The 21,083-nt window shown below is 73.5% G+C and carries 26 protein-coding genes and 1 pseudogene; 14 read left to right on the top strand and 13 right to left on the bottom strand.

Going from position 1 to position 21,083, the window contains the following annotated elements:
- Positions 1–5: 5 nt before the first annotated feature.
- Complete coding sequence (locus tag ACA511_RS38550; RefSeq protein WP_375029686.1) at positions 6–986, top strand: YgfZ/GcvT domain-containing protein; 981 nt, start codon at positions 6–8, stop codon at positions 984–986.
- Positions 987–1,066: 80 nt separating this feature from the next.
- The gene (locus ACA511_RS38545; protein WP_375029685.1) at positions 1,067–1,555 is read left to right on the top strand and encodes a hypothetical protein; all 489 of its coding nucleotides are present in this window, start codon (positions 1,067–1,069) and stop codon (positions 1,553–1,555) included.
- Here ACA511_RS38545 and dtd read toward each other — a convergent pair.
- Positions 1,552–1,977, bottom strand: coding sequence for a D-aminoacyl-tRNA deacylase (gene dtd / locus ACA511_RS38540; RefSeq protein ID WP_375029684.1), 426 nt, complete (start codon positions 1,975–1,977; stop codon positions 1,552–1,554). The genes ACA511_RS38545 and dtd overlap by 4 nt on opposite strands.
- 20 nt (positions 1,978–1,997) lie before the next feature.
- Here dtd and ACA511_RS38535 point away from each other — a divergent pair, with 20 nt between their 5' ends.
- Both ACA511_RS38535 and ACA511_RS38530 read left to right on the top strand, forming a co-directional pair.
- Positions 1,998–2,825, top strand: coding sequence for a 3-keto-5-aminohexanoate cleavage protein (locus tag ACA511_RS38535; protein ID WP_375029683.1), 828 nt, complete (start codon positions 1,998–2,000; stop codon positions 2,823–2,825).
- A 145-nt stretch (positions 2,826–2,970) separates the two neighbouring features.
- Positions 2,971–3,975, top strand: a complete 1,005-nt coding sequence (locus tag ACA511_RS38530; protein WP_375029682.1) for an asparaginase — start codon at positions 2,971–2,973, stop codon at positions 3,973–3,975.
- Here ACA511_RS38530 and ACA511_RS38525 read toward each other — a convergent pair.
- The 6 genes and pseudogenes from ACA511_RS38525 to ACA511_RS38500 all read right to left on the bottom strand — a co-directional run bounded on the left by ACA511_RS38525 (position 3,950) and on the right by ACA511_RS38500 (position 8,781).
- The gene (locus ACA511_RS38525) at positions 3,950–4,321 is read right to left on the bottom strand and encodes a hypothetical protein (protein ID WP_375029681.1); all 372 of its coding nucleotides are present in this window, start codon (positions 4,319–4,321) and stop codon (positions 3,950–3,952) included. The genes ACA511_RS38530 and ACA511_RS38525 overlap by 26 nt on opposite strands.
- Before the next feature lie 51 nt (positions 4,322–4,372).
- Complete coding sequence (locus ACA511_RS38520; protein WP_375029680.1) at positions 4,373–4,960, bottom strand: MFS transporter; 588 nt, start codon at positions 4,958–4,960, stop codon at positions 4,373–4,375.
- Positions 4,961–5,088: 128 nt separating this feature from the next.
- A pseudogene (locus ACA511_RS38515) lies at positions 5,089–5,331 on the bottom strand (MFS transporter); the annotation flags it as partial.
- A 239-nt stretch (positions 5,332–5,570) separates the two neighbouring features.
- Positions 5,571–6,272, bottom strand: a complete 702-nt coding sequence (locus ACA511_RS38510; protein ID WP_375029679.1) for a FadR/GntR family transcriptional regulator — start codon at positions 6,270–6,272, stop codon at positions 5,571–5,573.
- A gap of 164 nt (positions 6,273–6,436) precedes the next feature.
- Positions 6,437–6,946, bottom strand: a complete 510-nt coding sequence (locus ACA511_RS38505) for a hypothetical protein (protein ID WP_375029678.1) — start codon at positions 6,944–6,946, stop codon at positions 6,437–6,439.
- A 74-nt stretch (positions 6,947–7,020) separates the two neighbouring features.
- Positions 7,021–8,781: a DUF2207 domain-containing protein gene (locus tag ACA511_RS38500; RefSeq protein WP_375029677.1), complete on the bottom strand. Its 1,761-nt coding sequence runs from the start codon at positions 8,779–8,781 to the stop codon at positions 7,021–7,023.
- 42 nt (positions 8,782–8,823) lie between these two features.
- On the opposite strand from ACA511_RS38500, the gene ACA511_RS38495 reads away from it, so the two are divergent.
- The 6 genes from ACA511_RS38495 to ACA511_RS38470 all read left to right on the top strand — a co-directional run bounded on the left by ACA511_RS38495 (position 8,824) and on the right by ACA511_RS38470 (position 12,375).
- The gene (locus ACA511_RS38495) at positions 8,824–9,888 is read left to right on the top strand and encodes a neutral zinc metallopeptidase (protein ID WP_375029676.1); all 1,065 of its coding nucleotides are present in this window, start codon (positions 8,824–8,826) and stop codon (positions 9,886–9,888) included.
- Between the two features lie 86 nt (positions 9,889–9,974).
- On the top strand, positions 9,975–10,271 hold the full coding sequence (locus ACA511_RS38490) for a YiaA/YiaB family inner membrane protein (RefSeq protein WP_375029675.1): 297 nt from the start codon (positions 9,975–9,977) through the stop codon (positions 10,269–10,271).
- A 139-nt stretch (positions 10,272–10,410) separates the two neighbouring features.
- Entirely contained in the window at positions 10,411–10,926 is a 516-nt protein-coding gene (locus tag ACA511_RS38485; protein ID WP_375029674.1) for a helix-turn-helix domain-containing protein, read from the top strand.
- A complete protein-coding gene (locus ACA511_RS38480) occupies positions 10,923–11,327 on the top strand; it encodes a hypothetical protein (RefSeq protein ID WP_375029673.1) in 405 nt (134 codons plus the stop codon). Before ACA511_RS38485 ends, ACA511_RS38480 begins: the two co-directional genes overlap by 4 nt.
- Positions 11,328–11,478: 151 nt before the next feature.
- A complete protein-coding gene (locus ACA511_RS38475) occupies positions 11,479–11,841 on the top strand; it encodes a DUF2516 family protein (protein WP_375029672.1) in 363 nt (120 codons plus the stop codon).
- Between the two features lie 108 nt (positions 11,842–11,949).
- Positions 11,950–12,375, top strand: coding sequence for a hypothetical protein (locus ACA511_RS38470; protein ID WP_375029671.1), 426 nt, complete (start codon positions 11,950–11,952; stop codon positions 12,373–12,375).
- Here ACA511_RS38470 and ACA511_RS38465 read toward each other — a convergent pair.
- Complete coding sequence (locus tag ACA511_RS38465) at positions 12,372–13,001, bottom strand: TetR family transcriptional regulator (RefSeq protein ID WP_375029670.1); 630 nt, start codon at positions 12,999–13,001, stop codon at positions 12,372–12,374. The genes ACA511_RS38470 and ACA511_RS38465 overlap by 4 nt on opposite strands.
- A gap of 71 nt (positions 13,002–13,072) precedes the next feature.
- Here ACA511_RS38465 and ACA511_RS38460 point away from each other — a divergent pair, with 71 nt between their 5' ends.
- The 3 genes from ACA511_RS38460 to ACA511_RS38450 are packed head-to-tail and all read left to right on the top strand — an operon-like array spanning position 13,073 to position 17,030.
- Positions 13,073–15,391 carry an MMPL family transporter gene (locus ACA511_RS38460; protein WP_375029669.1) on the top strand — a complete coding sequence of 773 codons (2,319 nt, stop codon included), beginning with the start codon at positions 13,073–13,075 and terminating at the stop codon, positions 15,389–15,391.
- A 35-nt stretch (positions 15,392–15,426) separates the two neighbouring features.
- Entirely contained in the window at positions 15,427–16,497 is a 1,071-nt protein-coding gene (locus ACA511_RS38455; RefSeq protein ID WP_375029668.1) for a type III polyketide synthase, read from the top strand.
- Complete coding sequence (locus tag ACA511_RS38450) at positions 16,494–17,030, top strand: isoprenylcysteine carboxyl methyltransferase family protein (protein ID WP_375029667.1); 537 nt, start codon at positions 16,494–16,496, stop codon at positions 17,028–17,030. The genes ACA511_RS38455 and ACA511_RS38450 overlap by 4 nt, the downstream gene beginning before the upstream one ends.
- A 45-nt stretch (positions 17,031–17,075) precedes the next feature.
- Here ACA511_RS38450 and ACA511_RS38445 read toward each other — a convergent pair whose 3' ends face one another.
- The 4 genes from ACA511_RS38445 to ACA511_RS38430 form a co-directional block, all read right to left on the bottom strand.
- The gene (locus tag ACA511_RS38445; protein ID WP_375029666.1) at positions 17,076–17,606 is read right to left on the bottom strand and encodes a hypothetical protein; all 531 of its coding nucleotides are present in this window, start codon (positions 17,604–17,606) and stop codon (positions 17,076–17,078) included.
- Positions 17,607–17,703: 97 nt separating this feature from the next.
- Entirely contained in the window at positions 17,704–18,093 is a 390-nt protein-coding gene (locus tag ACA511_RS38440; protein ID WP_375029665.1) for a hypothetical protein, read from the bottom strand.
- Positions 18,090–18,329, bottom strand: a complete 240-nt coding sequence (locus ACA511_RS38435; protein ID WP_067634493.1) for a hypothetical protein — start codon at positions 18,327–18,329, stop codon at positions 18,090–18,092. The genes ACA511_RS38440 and ACA511_RS38435 overlap by 4 nt, the downstream gene beginning before the upstream one ends.
- A gap of 72 nt (positions 18,330–18,401) precedes the next feature.
- The gene (locus ACA511_RS38430) at positions 18,402–19,076 is read right to left on the bottom strand and encodes a winged helix-turn-helix transcriptional regulator (RefSeq protein WP_375029664.1); all 675 of its coding nucleotides are present in this window, start codon (positions 19,074–19,076) and stop codon (positions 18,402–18,404) included.
- 141 nt (positions 19,077–19,217) lie between these two features.
- Between ACA511_RS38430 and ACA511_RS38425 the strand changes: the two genes are divergently transcribed.
- Positions 19,218–20,345 (top strand): epoxide hydrolase family protein, encoded by a 1,128-nt coding sequence (locus tag ACA511_RS38425; RefSeq protein ID WP_375029663.1) that lies wholly within the window; start codon positions 19,218–19,220, stop codon positions 20,343–20,345.
- A gap of 42 nt (positions 20,346–20,387) precedes the next feature.
- On the opposite strand, the gene ACA511_RS38420 is transcribed toward ACA511_RS38425, so the two are convergent.
- Entirely contained in the window at positions 20,388–21,014 is a 627-nt protein-coding gene (locus tag ACA511_RS38420; protein ID WP_375029662.1) for a hypothetical protein, read from the bottom strand.
- Positions 21,015–21,083: the final 69 nt, after the last annotated feature.

Below are 21,083 nucleotides of genomic sequence, written 5' to 3'. Positions count from 1 at the left end.
ACGGCATGAAGAGCCCGCTGCTGGAATCGCCCGGAGCCGTCGCCGCCGATCGGCCCGACCAGGATGTCGCCGCGCACTACGGCGACCCGGCGCGGGAGCAACGCGCGCTCGAACAGGGGACGGGGTTCGTCGACCGGAGCAACCGGGACGTCGTCAAGGTCTCCGGCCCGGACCGGTTGAAGTGGCTGCACAGCCTCCTCAGCCAGCACCTGGACGCGCTGCGGCCGTTCGAGCCGACCGAGGCGCTGCTGCTCGGCCCCAAGGGCCACATCGAGCACCACCTCTTCATGATCGACGACGGCGAGGCCACCTGGGCGCACGTGGAGCCCGGGGAGGCCCCCTCGCTGGTGGAGTTCCTCGACCGGATGCGGTTCATGCTCCGCGTCGAGGTCGCCGACGTGTCCGGCGAGTTCATGGTCGTCACGGGGCCGTCCGGTTCCGGCGGCCTGGCCTGGCCGGACGTCGCCGGGACGGCGACGCGGATCGTCCCGCGCGGCGAGTTCCCCGAGGGGCTCACCCCGTCCGGGCTCTGGGCGTACGAGGCGCTGCGGATCGCCGAGCACCGGCCCCGCTTCGGCCTCGACACCGACGAGCGGACGATTCCGCACGAGGCCGGCTACGTCGAGACGGCCGTCCACCTGAACAAGGGCTGCTACCGGGGGCAGGAGACGGTGGCGCGCGTCCACAACCTCGGCCGGCCGCCGCGCCGGCTGGTGTTCCTGCACCTGGACGGCAGCGTCGACCGGCTGCCCGCGCACGGCGACCCGGTGGAGGTTCCGGGCGGCCGGACGATCGGTTTCGTCGGGTCGGCGGCCCGGCACCACGAGCTGGGCCCGGTCGCGCTGGCGATGGTCAAGCGGAACGTCCCGGTGGACGCGGAACTGCTGGCCGGCGGGGTCGCGGCGGCGCAGGAGGTCGTCGTGTCGCCGGACACCGGGTCGAACGCGCAGATCGCGCTGCGCCGCCGGCCGGCGAAACACGGGTAGCACCGCGCACTCTGGGCGAATATCGTCGGATATAGACGATTTCTGACCGGCCGCCGCCCAGGGAAGGTGGATTCCTACCGATGGTCGCGAACCTTGGGAAGCGGGAGCCGCCCGCGGCCAGGCGGGGGACCCGGCGCCGCCCGCGCCGGGAGTCGGCGCTCGTGTGGTGGGCCCTGTTCGCGGCGCTCGCGGGCGCCGCGTGGTGGCTGCACTCGTGGCGGGTCGCGCTGCTCGCCCTGCTGTCCTGGTGCCTGTACCAGTTCCTGCTCGTCCCGACGATGTGCCGGATCCTGAGCCAGCAGGGCGCCGCCTGCACCGAGCGCACCCGGGGCCGGCTGTTCGCCTGCGGCCCGCGCCACCAGCGGCTCCGCAACGACGCGCTGTGGCGGCTCGCCGGGCTGCGCAACCCGTTCCGGAAGGAGCCTCCCCGGGACGAGAACGAGACCGGCGTGGTCGTCGTCTCCTCCGACGTCCGCGGACGCCTCACCATGACCGACCGCGCCCTTATCCTGCTTGCCGCCGCCGGGACGGTCGCCGCGCTGATCGGCATGGTCTACGGCTTCCGCTAGACGTCGACGACCAGGGTGATGGGGCCGTCGTTGACGAGCGCGACCCGCATGTCCGCGCCGAACTCGCCCGTCTCGACCTTGGCGCCCAGGTCCCGCAGCTCGCGGACGACGGCGTCCACCAGCGGCTCGGCGACGTCGCCGGGCGCGGCGGCCGTCCACGACGGGCGGCGGCCCTTGCGGGCGTCCCCGTAGAGGGTGAATTGGCTCACGACGAGGAGCGGGGCGCCGAGGTCCGAGCACGACTTCTCGTCGTGCAGGATGCGGAGGCCCCAGAGCTTCGCGGCCAGCCTGCGGGCCTTTTCGGGGCCGTCCTCATGCGTCACGCCGACGAGGACGAGGAGCCCCGGCCCCTCGATCTCGCCGACGACGCGCTCTGCCACGGACACGCTGGCCCGGCTCACCCTCTGGACTACGGCACGCATGACCATGCATTCTGCCGCCTATGGGAGCAACGACGCTCATCACGGTGGCGCCTACGGGCGCGGAGTCCGCCAAAACGGACGTTCCGGCCCTGCCCGTCACCCTGGATGAACTGGTCCAAACGGCCAAAGAGTGCGAGGCGGCCGGCGCGGCCGTGATCCACGTGCACATCCGCGACGACGACGCGCGGCCCACGCTCGACCTGTTCCTGCTGCGGGACACGGTGGCGGCGCTGCGGGAGAGCACGGGACTGATCGTCCAGCTGTCCACGGGCGGGGCGGTGACCGACCCGTACGAGGACCGCCTCCGCGTCCTGGACGCCCAGCCCGACATGTGCTCGCTCACCTGCGGGACGGTCAACTTCGGCGACGACGTCTTCATGAACCCCTGGCCGTTCATGGTGGAGTTGTACAAGCGCACCCAGGAACTGGAGGTCGTCCCAGAGTTCGAGCTGTTCGACATGGGCCAGGTGGCGGCGCTGCACAGGCTGCTGGACAAGCACGGCCTCCCGTACGGCGGCCACGTCCACTGCGACCTGGTGATGGGCGTGCCGGGCGGCATGCCCGGCGACGCGCGGACGCTCGTCGCGGCGGTCGACGCGCTCCCGGCGGGCGCCACATGGTCGGCGACCGGCGTCGGCCGGACGTCCCTCCCCGTCATGTTCGCGGCCCTGTCGGCGGGCGGCCACCTGCGCGTGGGCATGGAGGACACGGTCACTCTGGCGAAGGGCCAGCCGGTGACGGCGAACGCCCAGCTCGTGGTGCGCGCCGCCCAGGCGGCGACCGTGGCGCAGCGTCCCCCCATGTCCGCGGCGGACGCCCGTGCCCTGCTGCGCACCAAACCCGCCTGACCCGTCCCGCCGGCCCGCGTCCGGCGGGGTCACGGGGGTGCATAATCGCGATCATGGGCGGGTCCCGGCCGGTTCGGCGCGGTGGGCGGGGTAGTTGACCGGTGTGACCGGGCGGGGGCCCGCGGGCTGGACTGGGGAGGGCGCGGTGGAGATCAATCCTGTGCTGGTCGAGGTGGAGCGGTCCGGGTTCGTGGAGTCGCGGCACCGCGGCGCCGCGGTCGGGCTCGCCGCGGCCGGGACGGTCGCGGTGCGGGTCGGCGACGTCGCCGCGCCGATCTTCCCCCGGTCCGCCAACAAGCCGGTGCAGGCGGTCGCGATGCTGCGGTGCGGGCTCGACCTGGACGACGAGCTGCTCGCGCTGGCCGCCGGCAGCCACTCGGGGGAGGACTTCCACGTCGAGGGGGCGGAGAAGATCCTCGCCGGGGCCGGGCTGGTCGCGGACGACCTGCGCTGCCCGGAGAGCTGGCCGATCGACCCCGAGGCGCAGCAGGCGGTCGCCCGGTCGGGCGGCGGGCCGTCGCGGATGCGGATGAACTGCTCCGGCAAGCACGCCGCGATGCTGGCGACGTGCGTCGCGGCGGGGTGGCCCACCGACTCCTATCTCGACCCCGGGCATCCGCTGCAGGCCGCCGTCCGGGACGTCGTCGAGGAGCTGGCCGGCGAGCCGGTGACCGCCGTGGGCGTCGACGGGTGCGGCGCGCCGCTGTTCGCGGTGTCCACGGCCGGGGTCGCGCGGTCGTTCCGGGCGCTCGTCCTGGCCGGGCCCCGCACGCCCGAGCGGCGCGTCGCGGACGCGATGCGGACCCACCCGCAGTGGACGTCCGGCACCCGGCGCGAGGAGCGGCACCTGATGGACGCGGTCCCGGGGCTGCTCGTCAAGTGCGGCGCGGAGGGCGTGGACGCGTTCGCGCTCCCGGACGGGCGGGCCGGCGCCGTCAAGATCGACGACGGGGCGATGCGGGCGCGGACGCCGGTCACCGTGGCGCTGCTGCGCGCCCTCGGCGAAGAGGGCCGGGGCGGCCTCGCTCCGGACGGCCCGGGGCTGGACGAGCTGGCGACCGTCGAGGTCCGGGGCGGGGAGGGCGTCGTGGGCGCTGTCCGTCCCGCACCCGGCGTGTTCGCGGCTAGCGGCTCGGGGTCTCCTGCTTGAGCTCGTCGAACTCGGACTTGAAGACCGTCTGCTCGTAGAGGACGCCGTCCGGCCACGACTTCCGCGGCTCGCGGCCCGGCTGGGGGTTGTCCGCGCGGAACTCCGCCCATTGGCCCGCCCGCGCGGGCGGGTAGCTGTGGGAGAACATCCCCGGCCGGTAGGTGTACAGGCCGCCCTGCTCCATGCCGCGATGGTTGTTCTGGTCGTTGCGGCGCTCCGGGTGCACCTTCCGGGACGAGGAGGCGATGGTCAGGTACAGCCAGGCGATCACCCCGACGGTGGCCACCACCATGATGATCCAGGCCCACCTGAGGGCAACGGTCTGGGTGGGGTCGGCAAGGATCATGGCGTGCATGGTCGGTCCACCTCCCGATGGGCTATCGGCCCTACCTAAGGGTCAATTAGGGATGTGTCCGCTGATTTCCGAGTTAATCCCCTCGGCGGGCGGGCCCGCGGGGCCGCCCACCGTGCCGACGCGTCCCGCCGCCACCCCGGGCGCCGTCATCACGGCGCAGACGGCGAGCACGCCGATCATCGGAACGCTCCAACCGCCGGTGGCGTCGTGCAGCGCGCCCAGCGCGAGCGGGCCGGTCGCCGCGATGACGTAGCCGACGCCCTGCGCCATCCCGGACAGCTGCGCCGCCACGTGCGCGTCGTGGGCGCGCAGCCCGATGAACGACAGCGCGGTCGCGAACCCGAGGCCCTGGCCGAAGCCCAGGACCACCGTCCAGCCCCACACCGACCCGATCGGCGCCCAGGTGACCCCGGTGAACCCCACCAGGGTCAGCGCGACCGTGGCGACCACCAGCGGGCGCTGGTCGCGGGCCCGGCGGGCGAGCACCGGGACGGCCAGCGACCCGACCGCCTGCATCGCCGCCGACAGGGCCAGCACGTAGCCGGCGGACGTCTCGTCCATCCCGCGGTCCTGGCAGATCGTCGGCAGCCAGCCGAGCACGACGTACGCGAGCAGCGACTGCATGCCCATGAACACCGTGACGTTCCAGGCCAGGCCCGACCGCCACACCAGCGCCGCGACGCCGCGCGACGCCGCGGCACCCACAGCAGCCCGGCGAGCGCCGCCGGGATCGCGAGCAGGCCGAGCGGCAGCCGCCACGTCGCGTCGAAGACGTGCTCGACCGGCACGGCCAGGCCCGACGACACCGCCGCCCCGGCCGTCACCGCGACCGTGTAGACGGCCGTCACGGTGGTGATCCGGGTGGGATGGTCCCGCTTGATGATCCCGGGCATCGCGATGTTGCCGATGCTGATCGCGATCCCGGCGACCAGCGACCCGGCGAACAGCGCGGACGGGCCGTCCAGCAGCCGCAGCACCAGCCCGGCGACCAGCAGCGCCATCGCGCTGACCAGCAGCGTCTCGCCGCGCGGCGCGCGGCGCAGGAACGCCGCGACGAGCCCGTAGGAGCCGAAGAAGACCAGCGGGAGCGTGGTCAGCGCGCCCGCCGCCGTCCCGGACAGCGCGAACTCGTCGCTGATCTCGGTGAGCAGCGGCCCGACCGCCGCGAGCGCCGGCCGCAGGTTCAGCGCGACGATGACGATCATCAGCAGGGCGCCGGCCGTCCCGGCGCGCCGCGCGGTCACCGCGCGTCCGCGCCGTGCGGCGCGTCCTCGCCGAGCAGGGACTCCAGGACGGCGAGGGTCGGCTCGACGACGGCCGCCGCGGCCGACGCCGCCGCCTGCGGGTCGCCCGCCGCGATCGCGTCCAGCACGGCGCGGTGCCGGGCCGGGCCCGCCTCCGGGACCTCGTGGTCCAGCCGGATCGCGCGCATCGACTCGTGCAGCCGGTCGAGGAAGAACCGCATCGCCTCGACGAGCACCGGGTTCCCGGACGCCTCCGCGACGCCGAGGTGGAAGCGCGCGTCGGCGGCGCCGAACGCGTCCGGCTCGGTCGCCTCGTCGCGGGCGCGGAGCAGCTCCTCCAGCCGCACCAGGTCGGCGGCGGTGCGGCGGCGGGCCGCGAGCCGGGCCGCCTGGACGTCGTGCGCGAGCTGCACCTCGAACACGTCCCGCGCCGACGCCCGCGCCACCCGGCGCAGCAGCGGACGCGGATCGCAGCCGCTGCGCACGTACGTCCCGTCGCCGCGCCGCACCTCCAGCATCCCGACGTGCGACAGCGCCCGGATCGCCTCCCGGACGGCCGGACGGCTCACGCCGAGCTGCGCGGCGAGGTCGAGCTCCGCCGGGATCCGCTCGCCGACCGCCCAGGACCCGCCGCTGACCTGCGCTTGGAGCTGTTCGAGCACCGCGTCGACCGTCGACCCGCTGGCAACAGGACTCAACCCCACGAACCCTCCCAAAGTAAGACGTCAGACATCCTACGAGAGGTGATCGGGGCGGACCCGCGGTGACCGCCGGGAGGGGTCTCGGCGGCCACCGCGGGCGCGGGCGGCGCCCGCCGGGCGGTGTGGGACGGGAACCCCGGCGGACGCCGTGTCGGCGCCGGTCAGCGGGCCCTGCGCGAGCCGAACGGACCCGGCCGCTTCCGCCGTCGTCCGGCCGCGCGACGCCTGCCCCGGCGCGGCCCGGCCTTCTCCCGCGCGGCCTCTTCCTGTGCGGCCTCTTCGCGCGCGGCCTCCTCGCGGGCGCGCTCGTACTCGATGTGGGCCATGACCTCGCGGTGCGTCACCGACGGCGCCGGGTCGCGGCGCGAACGCTGGGACGGGCTGCCCCGGATGATGCCGCCCTGCACGGGACCGCGGTTCGGCAGTCCGCCCGCCGGCGGCCTGCCCCGCGGCCGGACGCGGGACGCCGTCAGCGTGATCACGACCCAGAAGACGACCGCGAGGAAGATGACGGCCGGCCCGACGTAGAGGAACCAGGCGTCACCGACGCTACCGGGGGGAACCGCCGGGTCCGGGTAGCCGACGTACACGGGGTGGCCGACGTGCACGGGGTGGCCGACGTGCACGGGATGACCGACGTGCGTGAGGTAGCCGACGTGCATGAGGCGCACACCTCCTCGCCCTGGCACCTACCCGGCGTCAGGCGGTTAACCGCCCGGCGACCGCCTCGCGACCGCCTCGCGCCTCACATGCCGCGCGACTGCGAGATGGACCCCGACGTGGCCAGCGTGAACGTGCGCATCGACTCGGCGAACGCCGACAGGTCCCACTCGGCGGGGCCCTCGTACCAGTAGAGGTTGTCGGCGCCCTCGGCCCGCTCGCCCGCGTCCTTGACCGTCTCCGCCCACTTCGGGACGGCCCCGAACACGACCGCGTACGGCAGGAAGCGGGAGAACAGCGCGATCCGCTGCCGGGACGCGGCGGCGTCGCCGTCCGGGACGGCGCCCCGCTCCAGGAACGCGCGGAAACCGATCGTGTGCGCGAGCACCGTGGCGCCGCGCGCGGTCTTCGCCGGCATGTACTGGCCGCCATAGGCCAGCGCCGCGCCCGCGATGATCAGCGCGAGGCCGGCCAGCGCCCACTCGGTGGTGAGGGCGAGCGCGACCGTCCCGGCGATGCCGAGCAGCGTCACGACGATGCCCGCGACCGTCCAGCGGGACCGGACGGTGTCGGGGCGCCGCGCGAACCAGCCCTGCTTCACCACGTCGTCGTACATCGCGGACCTGACCTGCGCGAGCTTCGTCGCGAACGTCCCGCCCAGCTCCGACAGCTTGACGGCGTCGCGGCCGGACCCGTCCGGGGCGGTCAGCAGCGCGTCCAGCAGGATCCGCTCGTAGGGCAGGAGGTCGACCTGGGGGCGGTCGAGGCGGCGCAGCGTCCAGTCGAGGCGGCCGGTCCGCGCCCGGTCCTCCTCCTCGATCAGCAGGTAGCCGCGGACGGCGAGGTCGACGATCGTCGCGGTCACGTCGATCACGTCGGCCTGCTCGTCGATCAGCGTGCCGATCTGGCCGGGGCGCACCCCGTGCGGCGGCTCGAACTCGGCCCCGGCGAGCGGCGCCTGGTCGCCCTCGGCCGCCTTCTTCCCGACGACGCGCGCGTCCCGGCCGCGCAGCAGGTAGAGGCCGGCGACGCCGCCGACCAGCAGCACCAGCAGGCCGGCGAGCGCGCCGCCGGTCACGGCGTTCACCGAGAACGCGGTCGCGACCGTGTGCCGGCGCTCGTGGATCGCGCGGCCGCCGGTCGTCCCGGCGGGCAGGCCCGCGACGACCGTCATGTACTCGCCGGGCAGCATCCCCTGCTGCGCGTAGACGCCCTGCGTGTGCGTGTGGTTCGTGTAGTACTGCGTGCAGCCGATCGTGCTGCCGATCGGCCCGGTGAAGCAGTTGACGCTGCGGATCATCGCGCCGCCGTCGACGGTCGCCTTCGCCGCGTCCAGCGGGACCTTCCAGCCGCCGACGACCGGCCACTGCAGCTCCTCCGCCGCGCCCATCGGGGTGATCGCGCCGCGCAGGTCGTACTCCAGCACGACCGTCCGGTCGCCGGTCAGCTTGCGGGCGCCGCTCACCTCGACGGTCGTCGTCGTCTCCCCGGCGGACGTGCCGACCTTCGTCGGCCCGCCGTCCGGGCTGCTCGCGCGCAGGCCGTCCAGCTTCCAGACGCGGTCCTCGCTGAGGCTCTCGTGCGTGCGGGTGCGGAACGCCCGCTCGAAGCCGTCGCTGCCGGCGAATCGGTAGACGATCGTCTCCTTCACCTTCGTGACGCCGCCCTGCCCGGCGGTGAGGACGACCTCGTCCTTGAGCACCCGCTCCGACGCGGCGGTCGTCCGGCTGGTGGTCCCCCCGGTCTCGGCGGACGCGGGAAAGGAGGTCAGCGCGGGGATCAGGGCCGCGGCCGACACCGTCAGAACGACCGGCCGGAACCGGCACAACGCCGCAAGAGCAGACATGGCCGCAAATAGTATCGGCAACGCGTGCGATGATTCTGCGCTATGGCAGGTCATTACCCCCCGCCGCCTCCTCCGCCGCGGCCGCCGGCGCCGCCGTACGGCCGGCCGCCCCACGGCGGGCCCCCGTACGGAGGGCCGCCCTACGGCGCGCCGCCCCCGGGCGGGCCGGGGTACGGGCCGCCCGCCTACGGACAGCCGCAGTACCGGTACGTCCCGATGCGCCCGCCTCCGCGCCGCAGCGCCGGCGGGACGATCGCGGGCATCTTCGGCGGCCTGACGGCCCTCGTCGTCCTCGCGATCCTGGGGCTCTCCGTGCTCGGCGGGACGACCCGGGGCGCCGCGGGCGGTCCGGGGACGAGCGCCTCGTCCGGCAACGCGGGGCCCGCGTCCCCGCAGGAGAAGGCCACCGACAGCAAGCTCTACAAGACGGGCGCGCTGACGGCGGTGAGCTGCCGGCTGCCGGGCATCCTGCCGTCCGCCGAGTCCATGCGCCAGTTCATGGACACGCTGAGCGACTGCCTCGACACCGCGTGGGCCAGGCAGTTCCAGAAGGCCGGGATCGCCTTCGACAAGCCGGACCGGGTGTTCTGGGTGGAGCCGGGACGCAGCCCGTGCGGCACCTACCCGGCTCCCGGCGCGTCCGCGTTCTACTGCCCGGCGAACAACACGATGTACGTCGGGCTGGAGCACGTCGTGGAGACGTCGGGCGGCGAGCCCCTGTCGCACTACGCCGTGTACGCCCGGGTGATCGCGCACGAGTACGGCCACCACGTCCAGGACCGCGCGGGCATCCTCCTCTACGGCGACCGGCAGATCGAGAGCGGCGACAAGGCGACCGGCAACGCGGCCAGCCGCCGCATCGAGCTCCAGGCGCAGTGCTTCGCGGGCGCGTTCCTCGGCACGGAGCGGGCCACGCTGCCGATGACGCGGGAGCAGTACGTCGCGATGATCGTGGACGTCCGGGGCCGCGGCGAGGACCGCAAGCCGCCGGACGAGCGCGACCACGGCCTCGGCCGCCACTACGCGGGCTGGGTCGTCACCGGCTTCAACGGCCGCGACCTGACCGTCTGCAACACCTGGGTCGCCCCGTCCTCGAAGGTCAGCTGACCCGGCCGGAGCTGAGTGCTTTTACCCGTGCGCGGCTGAGCCCAGGTACTCATGACCGGGGCGCTCGCCGGGCGCAGACTCGTTCCATGAGCACCCCGAAGACGCCCCCAGCCGCCGGGAGCACCGCCTTCTTCGTCCAGGCCGTGATCTCGTTCGCCGTCTCCAGCACCGCCGTCGCCGCCGGCGTCGTGTACCTGCCCGTCAGCGCGTGGGTTCGCGCGTTCCTCGCGATGGGGCTGCTGTACGTGATCACGTCGACGTTCACGCTGGCCAAGTGCGTCCGCGACAAGCAGGAGAACCAGGCCATCACCAACCGCGTCGACCAGGCGCGGCTCGACAAGCTGCTCGCCGAGCACGACCCGTACGCGACCTCGAACCTGTGACCCGCCGCCGAGCCCGGCGCCGTCCTCCCGACGGCGGCGGGCTCCGTCATTTCTGACCTTTCCGGCATGTGAGACGATTCACCACGAAGTGCTAGCTAGCGCGCTTGCAATTGCAAGCACCATGACGCAGTGTGGAGTCATGGCGAGTTCGAAGGTCGGCTCCATCGGGGAGTACATCCGGGAGCAGCGCACGCGGGCGAAGATCTCGCTGCGGCAGCTCGCGGACGTCTCGGGCATCTCCAACCCGTATCTGAGCCAGATCGAGCGCGGCCTGCGCAAGCCGAGCGCCGAGATCCTGCAGCAGATCGCCAAGGGGCTGCGGATCTCCGCCGAGGCGCTGTACGTGCAGGCGGGCATCCTTGAGGACCGCGAGGCTGACACCGACGTCCAGGCCGCCGTCCGGGCCGACCTCGGGCTCACCGAACGGCAGAAGCAGGTCCTGCTCGACATCTACGCGTCGTTCCTCAAGGAGAACGAGGCCGCGGGCGTCCTCGGCGCCGAGTTCGCCGAGGCGGCGGCCCAGGCCGCTCCCGGCCCGGCCCCGCACGTCCAGGCCCCGCACGCCCAGGCCCCGCACGAGGCGGCCGCGCACGAACCTGCCGTGCACGAATCAGCAGAACCACACGAACGCAACGGAAAGGAAGAGGTCGGATGACGCTGGCCAGCAACCTTCGAGAGAACAAGGCCGTCTACGCCGTGGCCGGCGCCGGCGACTTCGCGGTGGAGAAGCTGCGTGAGGTCCCGAGCCAGGTGGACCGCTACCGCGAGCAGGTCCGCGGCACCGTGGACCGCTACCGCGGCGAGGTCTCCCGGTACCAGCAGCGCGTGGACGCCAAGGACCTGCCGGGCGCGGCGGTCGCGTACGCCTCCCAGGTCGGCAGCCGCGCCGCCGAGCTGATCGACGAGCTCGCCGAGCGGGGCAAGAAGGTCGTCAACCGCGAGGCCGTCGAGATCGCCGAGATCACCGAGGCCGACGCGAAGCCCGCCGCGAGGACGCGCACCGCCCAGCGGAGCAACGGCGCCGCGCGGCAGACCCGCACCACCGCGAAGAAGTAACGGCACCGCAGGGGGCCCGGCCGGGAACACCCGGCCGGGCTCCTTCGTCTGTTCCAGCAAGCTGTCCCATTGGACGGTGCGCATAGTGTTGGGGCACACGGACGCCTTGTGCGCGTCAGGGAGTCGCCGTCCGAGACGAGCAGGAGCACTGATGCCGGACTTCAACGTAGTGGACTACTTCTTCTGGCTGCTGCTGATCATCGCCTTCGTCATGGAGGTGTGGGCGCTGATCGACTCGCTGACCGTGCCGGAGGGCGCGTTCACCGCGGCGGGCAAGTGGCGCAAGAAGCTCTGGATGATCGTCCTGATCGTGGCGGCGGTCGTCGGCGCCGCCTACGCGGTCGCGCCCGCGGCCCTCGGCGCGAACCCCATCGGGCTGCTGATCGGCATCCTGCCCGTCGCCGCGTTCCTCGCCGCCGCCGTCTACCTCGCGGACGTCCGGCCCGCCGTCGCCCCGTACAAGAAGAAGGGCGGCCGCGGCGGCTCCCGCCAGGGCCCCTACGGCCCCTGGTAGACCCGCCGAACCTGCGGTTCTCCGCAGGTTCGCCGCTGCGGCGCCCGCCGCGAACCGTGCGGTCCGCCCCATGCCCCGCGGGCCGCCGCCGAACATAGCTTGCTGCGCATGAGAGCGCAGAGGAAGCCCGCGACGGTCCGGATGGCGCGGTGGAGCGCGGCCCATCCCTGGTCGGCCGTCGCGATGTGGGTGCTGTTCGTCGTCCTGTCCCTCGGGCTGGGCACCGCCGCCGGCACCGACTCGATCAGCGACGCGGAATCGGGCGTCGGGGAGTCCGGGCGGGCCGGGCGCATCGCGGCGTCCGGCGACTTCCCGGAGAAGCCGGAAGAGAACGTCCTCATCACGGCGACGGGCGGCGGCCGGCTGGACCTGGGCGCGGCCAAGGACGCGGCGGCCGACGTCGTCCGGCGGATGAAGGCGCTCCCAACAGGTCATCGTCGAGGACTGAGCGGCGGTTCCGTCCGGTCGCTCGGGAAAGTCGGGGCCGGGCACCGGGGGCGGGCGCCTCCGCCGGCCCGGTGCCCGGCGGTCTAGGGGGACGGGCGGGAGAGGGCGTCGACCGAGACCAGGCCGTGTTCGACGATGTCGACGGCGCGGTCGAGGGCGGTGCGCATCGACAGGGGGTCGTAGCCCTCGCGGCGGCAGTGCGCGACGACCGCCTGCATGCCGCCGATCGCGATGCCGGACGCCGTCACGGCGTCGATCTCCGAGATGCCGGGGCACAGGTCGCGCAGCAGGCCCTCGATCGCCTCCTGGGCGTCGGTCATGCGCTGGAGGGCGCGGGCGCGCAGGGCGGGGCGTTCGAGGACGAGCGCGATCTGGACCGGCCCGTAGTCGGCGTGCTCGGCGACGACCGCGTTGAGGACGTCCACGATGCTGCGCCGTATCGTCTCCATCGGCGTCTCGCCGGGGGTGCGGCGCAGCCGCTCGGACACCTCGGCGAGCCGGTCGTCGATCTCGGCGAAGACCACGTCCTCCTTGGACGGGAAGTAGCCGAAGAACGTGCGGGGCGCCACGTCGGCGGCGGCCGCGATGTCGGCGATCGTCGTCTCCTCGTAGCCGCGCTCGGCGAACAGGCGCAGCGCGGCGGTCGCGATCGCCTGCCGGGTGCGCAGCTTCTTGCGCTCCCGCAGGCCCGGCCGGGCCCGCTCTTCGTCCATGTGACGCACATTACCATGACTGCAAAGTTGCATCTATTGCAAAAGTGCAGGGAACGGTGTTCTCTGCGAACATGGCGCGATTTCTGGACGCACTGGGGCGTCTCTGCGTGCGGCGGCGGCGCGCGGTCTTCGAACTGTGGGCCGTCGTCATGCTGGGCGCCGGCGTCCTCGGCATCGTGCACGGGGGCATCTTCGTCCAGCAGAGCACGCTGCCCGGCACCGAGACGCAGCGCGCCATCGACACCCTGGGCCAGGACTTCCCGGCGATGACCGGGCCGACCGCGACCGTCGTCTTCCACGAGAACGGCGCGGCCGGTCCGTCGGACTGGCGGGTCGCGCTCACCATCGGCCAGTCGATCGAGAACATCGGCAGGATGAAGCGGGTCGCGTTCGTCGAGAACCCGTACGTCCAGGGCATGGGCGGGCTGAAGGACGACAACGCGGTCGTCGTGCGGCTCAACTTCACCGGGACGATGAGCGAGGTCGGCCACGCCGACCTCGACGACCTGAACCGCGCCGTCGAGCCCGCGCGGATGGCCGGGCTGGACGTGAAGTTCGGCGGCATCGTCGCGATGATCCTCAACCAGCCGAAGGGCGGCCCGCAGGAGGGCGTCGGGATCGTCCTGGCGCTGGTCGTGCTGCTGCTGGCGTTCGGGTCCTACCTCGCGGCGGGCATCCCGATCCTCGTGTCGCTGTGCGGGATGGCCATCGCCTACTCGCTGATCCATTTCTCGGCGTCGCTGTTCCAGATCGCGCCGACCGCGCCGATGGTCGCGGCGATGCTCGGCATCGGCGCCGGGATCGACTACGCGCTGTTCATCGTCACGCGCTACCGGCAGCAGCTCGCCGAGGGCGACGACGTCGAGACCGCGGTCGGACGCGCCATGGCGCACTCCGGGCACGCCGTGGTCTTCGCGGGCGGCACCGTCGTGTTCGCGATCTGCGGCCTGTTCCTGTCCGGGATCGAGTTCATCGGACGCATCGGCATCGCGACCGCGCTCGCCGTCGCCATCATGGTCGTCGCCGCGCTGACGCTGCTGCCCGCCGTGCTCGGCGCGCTCGGGCCGCGCATCGACCGGTACCGGCTGCCGCGCGTCCGCCCCGACCGCAGCTCCCGCCGCTGGGAGACCTGGGGACGGCACGTCGACCGGCACGCCTGGCCCTACGCGATCGTCGCGACGCTCGTCCTGCTGACCCTCTCGATCCCGACGCTGAGCCTGCGGTTCGGCGTGATGGCGGACAGCATGTCGTCGCCGAAGATGGAGGCGCGGCAGGCCTACGACATCGTCGCCCGCGAGTTCGGCCCCGGCCATTACAGCCCGTTCGTCGTCGTCGCGAAGGTGCCCGGCGAGGAGAAGCGGGACGAGCCGAAGCGCGTGGTGCCCACGGTCGACGCGCAGCAGGGGCTGGCGGGCCTGACGGGGCCCGCCGCGGGGGAGCCGGACCCGTCCCCGCGGCCCGCCGTCCCCAAGGGCGCGCCCGACCCGGACAAGAAGCCCGACAAGGACGCGGTCCGCGTCGCCCAGGAACTGCAGACGCGGCTGTCGGAGGTGCCGGGCGTCGTCTCGGTCGGCGACCCCGTCGTGACCGGCAAGACCGCGATCGTGCAGGTGATCCCCAGGGACGCCCCGCACGACCAGTCGACCACCGACCTCGTCCACCACCTCCGGGACGTGGAGATCAAGGAGGTGCGGGACGCCCATCCCGGCACCGAGATCTACCTGGGCGGCGAGAACCCGGCGATCATCGACATCGCCGCCACCGTCGGCGACCGCATGCTGACCGTCGTCGTCGCGGTCGTCGGCGTCGCGCTGCTGCTGCTCGTCATCGCGTTCCGCTCGGTGATCGTCCCGCTGAAGGCCGCGCTCATGAACCTGCTGTCGATCGGCGCCTCGTTCGGCGTCGTCACCGCGGTCTTCCAGTGGGGCTGGGGCGTCGGGCTGCTCGGCGTCGACCAGGCCATCCCGATCATGTCGTTCATCCCGCTGTTCATGTTCGCCCTGATCTTCGGGCTGTCCATGGACTACGAGGTCTTCCTGCTGTCGCGGATCAAGGAGGAGTACGAGCGGACGGGCGACCCGCACGAGTCCGTGGTGGTCGGGATCGGGGCGACCGCCCGGCTCATCACCTCGGCGGCGCTCATCATGATCTTCGTGTTCGCCAGCTTCGTCCCGCAGCCCGATCCGACGATCAAGATGATGGCGCTCGGCCTCGCGGTGGCCGTCGCGATGGACGCCACGATCGTCCGGCTCGTCCTCGTCCCGGCGCTGATGAGCCTGCTCGGGCACGCGAACTGGTGGTGGCCCGGCCGGTCCCGTCCGGCGGCGGCGTCCCCGGCCCCGGAGCCGGCACCGGCCGCCGAGCAGCTTGAACTGGAGCTGACGCCCTGACCTGGAGTGTTCCCCGGCGTGCTGGGTAGGTGCGGATGCGGACACTTGGGGGGCCCATGCGCGTCGCTGCGGTACGGACGGTCGTGCCTGAACACCACTACGACCAGGACCAGATCACCCGGGCGGTCGTGCGGCGGACGGACGCCAGAGAGGAACTCGTCCGCCGCTTCCACGCCGCGACCCAGGTCACCGGCCGGAACCTGGCGCTGCCGATCGACGAGTACGTGAAGCTGGAGGGTTTCACCGGCGCCAACGACGTCTACATCGAGACGGCCGTCGAGCTGGCGACGCGGGCGGTGGGGGACGCGCTCGACCGGGCCGGATGCGCCCCGCACGACGTCGACCACCTGATCTTCTGCTCCTCGACCGGGGTCGCGACGCCCTCGCTGGACGCCCGCGTGGCGCAGCGCGCCGGCCTCCGGGAGGACGTCACGCGCGTGCCGATGTTCGGCCTGGGATGCGCGGCGGGCGCGGCCGGGCTGTCCCGGCTGCACGACTTCCTGCGCGGCTGGCCCGAGCGGGTGGCGGTGCTGGTCTGCGTCGAGCTGTGCTCGCTGACCGTCCAGCGCGAGGACACCTCGGTCGCCAACCTGGTCGCCAGCGGCCTGTTCGGCGACGGGGCCGCCGCGGTCGTCGCGCTCGGGGACCGGCGCGACACCGGCGGGCACCAGGGGCCGCGGGTGGTCGCGTCGCGCAGCAGGCTCTACCCCGGCACCGCGCGCCTCATGGGCTGGGACGTCGGCGACCACGGCCTGCGCGTCGTCCTCGCCGCCGACCTCGTGGGCCATGTCGAGGCGACCCTCGCCGGCGACGTGACCGCCTTCCTCGGCGACCACGGGCTCTCCCCGAACCGGGTCGGCTCGTGGGTGTGCCATCCGGGCGGCCCGAAGGTGATCGAGACCATCCAGCGGGAGCTCGGCCTGGAGCCGGGCGCGCTGGACATCACCTGGAACTCCCTGCGCACGATGGGGAACCTCTCCTCGGTGTCGGTGCTCAACGTGCTGGAGGAGACGATCGCCCAGCGGCGTCCGCCCGACGGGGAACCGGGCCTGCTCATGGCGCTCGGTCCCGGGTTCTCCGCCGAACTCGTCCTGCTGCGCTGGTGAACCGGTACACGGCGCTGATCGCGCTCGTCGCCGCCGAGCGGCTCGCCGAGCTGGCCGTGGCGCGCCGCAACCGCGCCTGGGCGAGGCGGCACGGCGGGATCGAGCACGGCGCCCGGCACTACCCGCTGATCGCCGCCGCCCACGCCGGCCTGCTGGGCGGAGCGCTGCTGGAGGTGCGGCGGGGGAGCCGGTTCGTCCCGTCGCTCGGCCGGCCGATGCTGGCGGTGGCGCTGTCGGCGCAGGCGCTGCGCTGGTGGTGCATCGCCAGCCTGGGGAAGCGGTGGAACACCCGGGTCATCGTGGTGCCCGGCATGCCGCTCGTGGAGCGCGGGCCCTACCGCCGCCTGCGGCACCCCAACTACGTGGCCGTCGTCGCGGAGGGCGTCGCCCTGCCGCTCGTCCACGGCGCGTGGCGCACCGCGCTGCTGTTCACGGCGGCGAACCTGTGCCTGCTCAGGGTCCGCGTCAGGGTCGAGAACGACGCGCTCACCGGCGGGCGCCCCACGCCCGCGGCAGCCCCGCCTCCGCCCTAGAGGTCGTGCGTGGTCCTGGCCGACGGTTCAGGACGACCGGACGGTTCAGGACGAGGTGACCGTCTCGGACCGCGTCCCCGCCGGCTCCCGGAACACGGTGCCGGCGGCCTTCGCGTGAAGTTCCTCAAGAAGCGCGCTCTGGGCGGCGGCGCGTTCCAGCAGGGTGCGGAGCCGTCCGGCGTCCAGCCCGCGCTCCCGGTCGGCGGCCGTGAGCAGGGTGCGCCACCCGGCGGCCTTGCCCTCGACGGCCATGCGCAGCGTCTCCAGCTCGACGAGGTCGCTGAGCGGGGAGCGGCTGATCAGCCGGCCGTTGAGTTTCAGCCGGCCGGCCTTCTCGGCCGCCCACACCGCCATGCTCTTGTACCGGCGGGGCGGCATCCCCAGCGAACGCAGGATGTCCAGCAGCGCCCCGCGGTCGGCGGCGATGGCGTCGGCGAGCTCGTTGAGCCGCTCCGCGTCGTCCGCGTCGCGGTGCGAGCGCGCGACCCGGCGGGCCAGCGCCACCCCGCCGGCCGCCGCGGCCAGATGATCGGTCAGGTAGATGTGCAGCAATCCCCGGCTGCCAGGTGTCGCCATGCGCCCCCCGTACCCCGACGCCGCCGCGTAAACGGCCTGCCGGGGACGTCCCGGGCAGCCGGCCGGGAACCGCTGAGCAGGGCTTTCGTCCGCGCGGTCAGGGGATCTGCTCGACGCGGACGCCGGGGACCGCCGCGTAGACCTCCGGATCGGCGGTGACCAGCGGCCAGCGCCGCCAGCGCGCCGACCACGCGGCCTGCGCCGCGTCCATCCCCAGGTTGGGGATCGTGGTGACGAGCAGCCCGGTCTGCTGGGCGATCACGTCGTCGAGGTCGTCGACGTGGACGACCTGCATGCCGGGGAGCCGCTCCAGGACGGTGCGGCCGTGGTCCGGGACGATCTGCCACGCGCGGGCCAGCGCGGTGGCGGGGATCACGATGGTCGCGTGCTGGGCGATGGACGCGCGGAGCCGGGCGCGGACGTAGATGGTCTTGCCGGTCGCGAGGTCCAGGAGTGCGGTCGCGTCGAAGACGTGACCGGTGATCACGCGACGTCCCGGCGGTCCGGCGCGCCGCGTTCGACGAGCCGGTCCACCATGGCCTGCTCGTCCGGGCTGGGCGGGCCGAACAGGTCGTCGATGGTCGAGGAGTCGCGCAGGAAGGCCAGCTTGAGCCGCGCCCCGTCCGCGAGGAACCCGGACACCGAGGCGATCTTCTTGTCCTCGGCGAGCCCCTGCAGCGTGGCGGCAAGCTCGTCGGGCAGCGTGATGTTGAGTCTCGCCATGCGCCACAGAATACACACTCCAAGCCCTTCCAGTGTGTACTGGCCGACCTGTCGCCGGCGCCGGGCGACGGGTCAGGACGAGGTGCGGGAGCGGGCGGGCGGCAGCCTGAACAGGCCGTTCAGCCTGCGCAGCGCCTCCGCGTCCCCGGACGCCTCCGCGGCGCCGCTCGCGAGCGCCTCCGCGAACGTCCCGCCCTGGCCGGTCAGCGCGGCCAAGGCGTCCTCGCTGATCGTGATGGTCGCGTCCGGGTGCTGGGCCGGGCCGTGCTGCGCCTCGATCGTCCCGTCGTCGATCCGTGCGTAGAACACCTCGCCGCCGATGCGGAACTCGTACACGGCGCGGAGCCCGGCGGCGGCTTCGGGGTCGAAGACGGCGCGCAGGCCGAGGACCGTCCAGCCGGGATGGAACGTCTCCGCCGGGCCGCGTTCGCCCATCGTCCACTTCAGCCCCCACCGGGCCAGCGCGAGGATCGCCGGGGCGAGCTCCTCGCCGGCCTCGGTGAGGGCGTAGACGGGGGTGCGGGCGGGCGGCGGGAGCGCCGTCTTGCGCGCGAGCCCCTCCCGTTCCAGGTGCTTCAGCCGGGCGGCCAGCAGCCCGGTGCCGAGGCCGCGCAGGCTGTCCCGCAGGTCGCCGAACCGCTTCGGCCCGGTCAGCAGCTCGCGGACCAGCAGCAGCGTCCAGCGCTCGCCGACGAGGTCGAGGGTGCGCGCGGTCGCGCAGTACTGGTTGTAGGTCCGCTGTTCCACTTCATCATTCTAGGCTGCGCGCTTCCGCTTCTTGAACCGCGCTGCATCACCTCGATCGACTCCTCCATGCGGGAGGCGCGGCCCGGGCGCCGGATGCCCGTAACGTCGAGGTGACACACTTCCTCCCCGAAGGAGCACGCCGTGCCCGACACCTCGCCCCTGCTGGCCGTCCCCGAGGAGGATCTGGCGGACCTGCGCTCGCGCCTGCGCCGCACCAGGTGGCCCGAGCCCTGGCCCGGCACCGGCTGGGAGGCCGGCACGGAGATCGGCGAACTGCGGCGCCTCGTCGCCCACTGGGCCTCCGGGTACGACTGGCGCGCCCACGAGGCCGCCGTCAACGCGCTGCCGTCCCACTTCGCCGACATCGGCGGGACGCCCGTCCACTACCTGCGGTTCGACGGCGAGGCCCCCGGCTCCCTGCCGATCGTCCTGACCAACGGCTGGCCCAGCTCCTTTCTGGAGCTGACCGGCCTCGCCCGCCGCCTGGCCGAGCCCTCCCGGTTCGGCGGCGCCGCCGCGGACGCGTTCACCGTGATCGTCCCGTCGCTGCCCGGCTTCGGCCCGTCCCCGCAACGCCCGAGGCTCGCCGCGGACGAGCAGACGCACGACCTCTGGCACCGGCTCATGCACGACGTCCTGGGCTTCGAGCGCTACGCCGCGCAGGGCGGCGACCTCGGCGCCGGCATCACGTCCCGGCTGGCGGAAGCGCATCCCGGATCAGTGGTCGGGATCCACCTGATGGCGGTCGCCGGCCCGCCGTCCTACGGCGACCTCACCCCCGAGGAACGCACCTACCTGGCCTCGGTCGCCGCCTGGCAGGCCGAAGAGGGCGGCTACCAGCACCAGCAGCGCACGCGCCCCCTCAGCCTGGCCTACGGCCTGTCCGACTCGCCCGCCGGGCTGCTCGCCTGGCTGGTCGAGAAGTACCGGGCGTGGAGCGACAGCGGCGGCGAGCTCGCCGCCCGCTTCGACGACGACTTCCTCCTCACCCAGGCGTCGCTGTACTGGTTCACCGGCACGATCGGGACGTCGTTCCGCCCCTACTACGAGCACGCCCGGCAGCTGACGCCCCAGGTGAACCGGGTGGAGGTCCCCACGGCCGTCGCGGTCTTCCCCGCCGACCTGGCCCACCCGCCCCGCAGCTGGGCGGAACGCACGTACAACGTCGTCCGCTACACCCGCATGCCGCGCGGCGGCCACTTCGCGCCCTACGAGGAACCCGCGCTGCTCGCCGCCGACATCACCGGTTTCCTCCGCCCCTACCGTTGACGGGCGGTCGTGCGGCTCGTGGGGTGTCCCTCCGGCCCTTGATCAGGCCGTCCGGGACGCGCCCGCATGCGGCTTCAGCGGCGCGAGCTTCGAGCCGCCTTCGAGCCACGGCGGCGTGCCGGGCGGCGGCGCCACGTGCCGGACGTTGAAGCGGCCGCTGGTCACGGTGGTGAACGGGGCGATGCCGTAGCAGCGCGGCAGATCGGCCGGGGGCGGGAGGATGCCCCAGGAGAAGCCGAACCGCTGGTGCCCTCCGGAGCCCGACACGCTGAACCCGACCGCCCCGGAGATGAGGCCCGGCGGCTCGGTGCGGACGATGGTGCCGGTCAGCGTGGCGGTGTCGCCGCCGGTGGCCAGGCAGTCGACCGTCCCCCATGCCTTGCCCGTGACCCGCGTCCCGTCCGGGGCGGTGCCGCTGTGGCTGAAGTGGAAGGTGCCGCGCGCCAGCGTGTAGTAGCCGCGCGCCTGGATCGTGAAACGGATGTCGTCGTCCGGGGCGTAGCCGTAGTGGATCTTGGCGGTGCCCGCCACGGAGGGCTCCTCGTGCCGGCGGGTCTCCCCCGCGGCGGCGGTGGCCGGGGTCGCGGTGGTCGAATAGGCGGTGGTCAGGGCCACGGCGCCGCCGGCCAGGGCGGCGGCGACGGTGCGGCGGCGTGTGAACGGGGTCATGCGGCGTCTCCTCAGGCAAGATCACTCGGTCGTCGACCATCCTGCGAGAACACGTCCCGCCCGGCCTCC

This window comes from Actinomadura sp. GTD37, assembly GCF_041951365.1.
In the GTDB taxonomy this organism is placed as follows: Bacteria; Actinomycetota; Actinomycetes; order Streptosporangiales; family Streptosporangiaceae; genus Spirillospora.
This window is presented reverse-complemented; position numbering and strand designations above follow the sequence as displayed.

Coding starts and splice junctions, on each gene's coding strand:
- ACA511_RS38545 (WP_375029685.1), top strand. CDS start 1,067: ATGGTCGCGAACCTTGGGAAGCGGGAGCCGCCCGCGGCCAGGCGGGGG.
- ACA511_RS38550 (WP_375029686.1), top strand. CDS start 6: ATGAAGAGCCCGCTGCTGGAATCGCCCGGAGCCGTCGCCGCCGATCGG.
- ACA511_RS38420 (WP_375029662.1), bottom strand. CDS start 21,014: ATGACCCCGTTCACACGCCGCCGCACCGTCGCCGCCGCCCTGGCCGGC.
- ACA511_RS38445 (WP_375029666.1), bottom strand. CDS start 17,606: ATGGCGACACCTGGCAGCCGGGGATTGCTGCACATCTACCTGACCGAT.
- ACA511_RS38490 (WP_375029675.1), top strand. CDS start 9,975: ATGAGCACCCCGAAGACGCCCCCAGCCGCCGGGAGCACCGCCTTCTTC.
- ACA511_RS38485 (WP_375029674.1), top strand. CDS start 10,411: ATGGCGAGTTCGAAGGTCGGCTCCATCGGGGAGTACATCCGGGAGCAG.
- ACA511_RS38475 (WP_375029672.1), top strand. CDS start 11,479: ATGCCGGACTTCAACGTAGTGGACTACTTCTTCTGGCTGCTGCTGATC.
- ACA511_RS38495 (WP_375029676.1), top strand. CDS start 8,824: ATGGCAGGTCATTACCCCCCGCCGCCTCCTCCGCCGCGGCCGCCGGCG.
- ACA511_RS38520 (WP_375029680.1), bottom strand. CDS start 4,960: ATGGGCATGCAGTCGCTGCTCGCGTACGTCGTGCTCGGCTGGCTGCCG.
- ACA511_RS38480 (WP_375029673.1), top strand. CDS start 10,923: ATGACGCTGGCCAGCAACCTTCGAGAGAACAAGGCCGTCTACGCCGTG.
- ACA511_RS38460 (WP_375029669.1), top strand. CDS start 13,073: ATGGCGCGATTTCTGGACGCACTGGGGCGTCTCTGCGTGCGGCGGCGG.
- ACA511_RS38525 (WP_375029681.1), bottom strand. CDS start 4,321: ATGATCCTTGCCGACCCCACCCAGACCGTTGCCCTCAGGTGGGCCTGG.
- ACA511_RS38470 (WP_375029671.1), top strand. CDS start 11,950: ATGAGAGCGCAGAGGAAGCCCGCGACGGTCCGGATGGCGCGGTGGAGC.
- ACA511_RS38500 (WP_375029677.1), bottom strand. CDS start 8,781: ATGTCTGCTCTTGCGGCGTTGTGCCGGTTCCGGCCGGTCGTTCTGACG.
- ACA511_RS38535 (WP_375029683.1), top strand. CDS start 1,998: ATGGGAGCAACGACGCTCATCACGGTGGCGCCTACGGGCGCGGAGTCC.
- ACA511_RS38465 (WP_375029670.1), bottom strand. CDS start 13,001: ATGGACGAAGAGCGGGCCCGGCCGGGCCTGCGGGAGCGCAAGAAGCTG.
- dtd (WP_375029684.1), bottom strand. CDS start 1,977: ATGCGTGCCGTAGTCCAGAGGGTGAGCCGGGCCAGCGTGTCCGTGGCA.
- ACA511_RS38455 (WP_375029668.1), top strand. CDS start 15,427: ATGCGGACACTTGGGGGGCCCATGCGCGTCGCTGCGGTACGGACGGTC.
- ACA511_RS38435 (WP_067634493.1), bottom strand. CDS start 18,329: ATGGCGAGACTCAACATCACGCTGCCCGACGAGCTTGCCGCCACGCTG.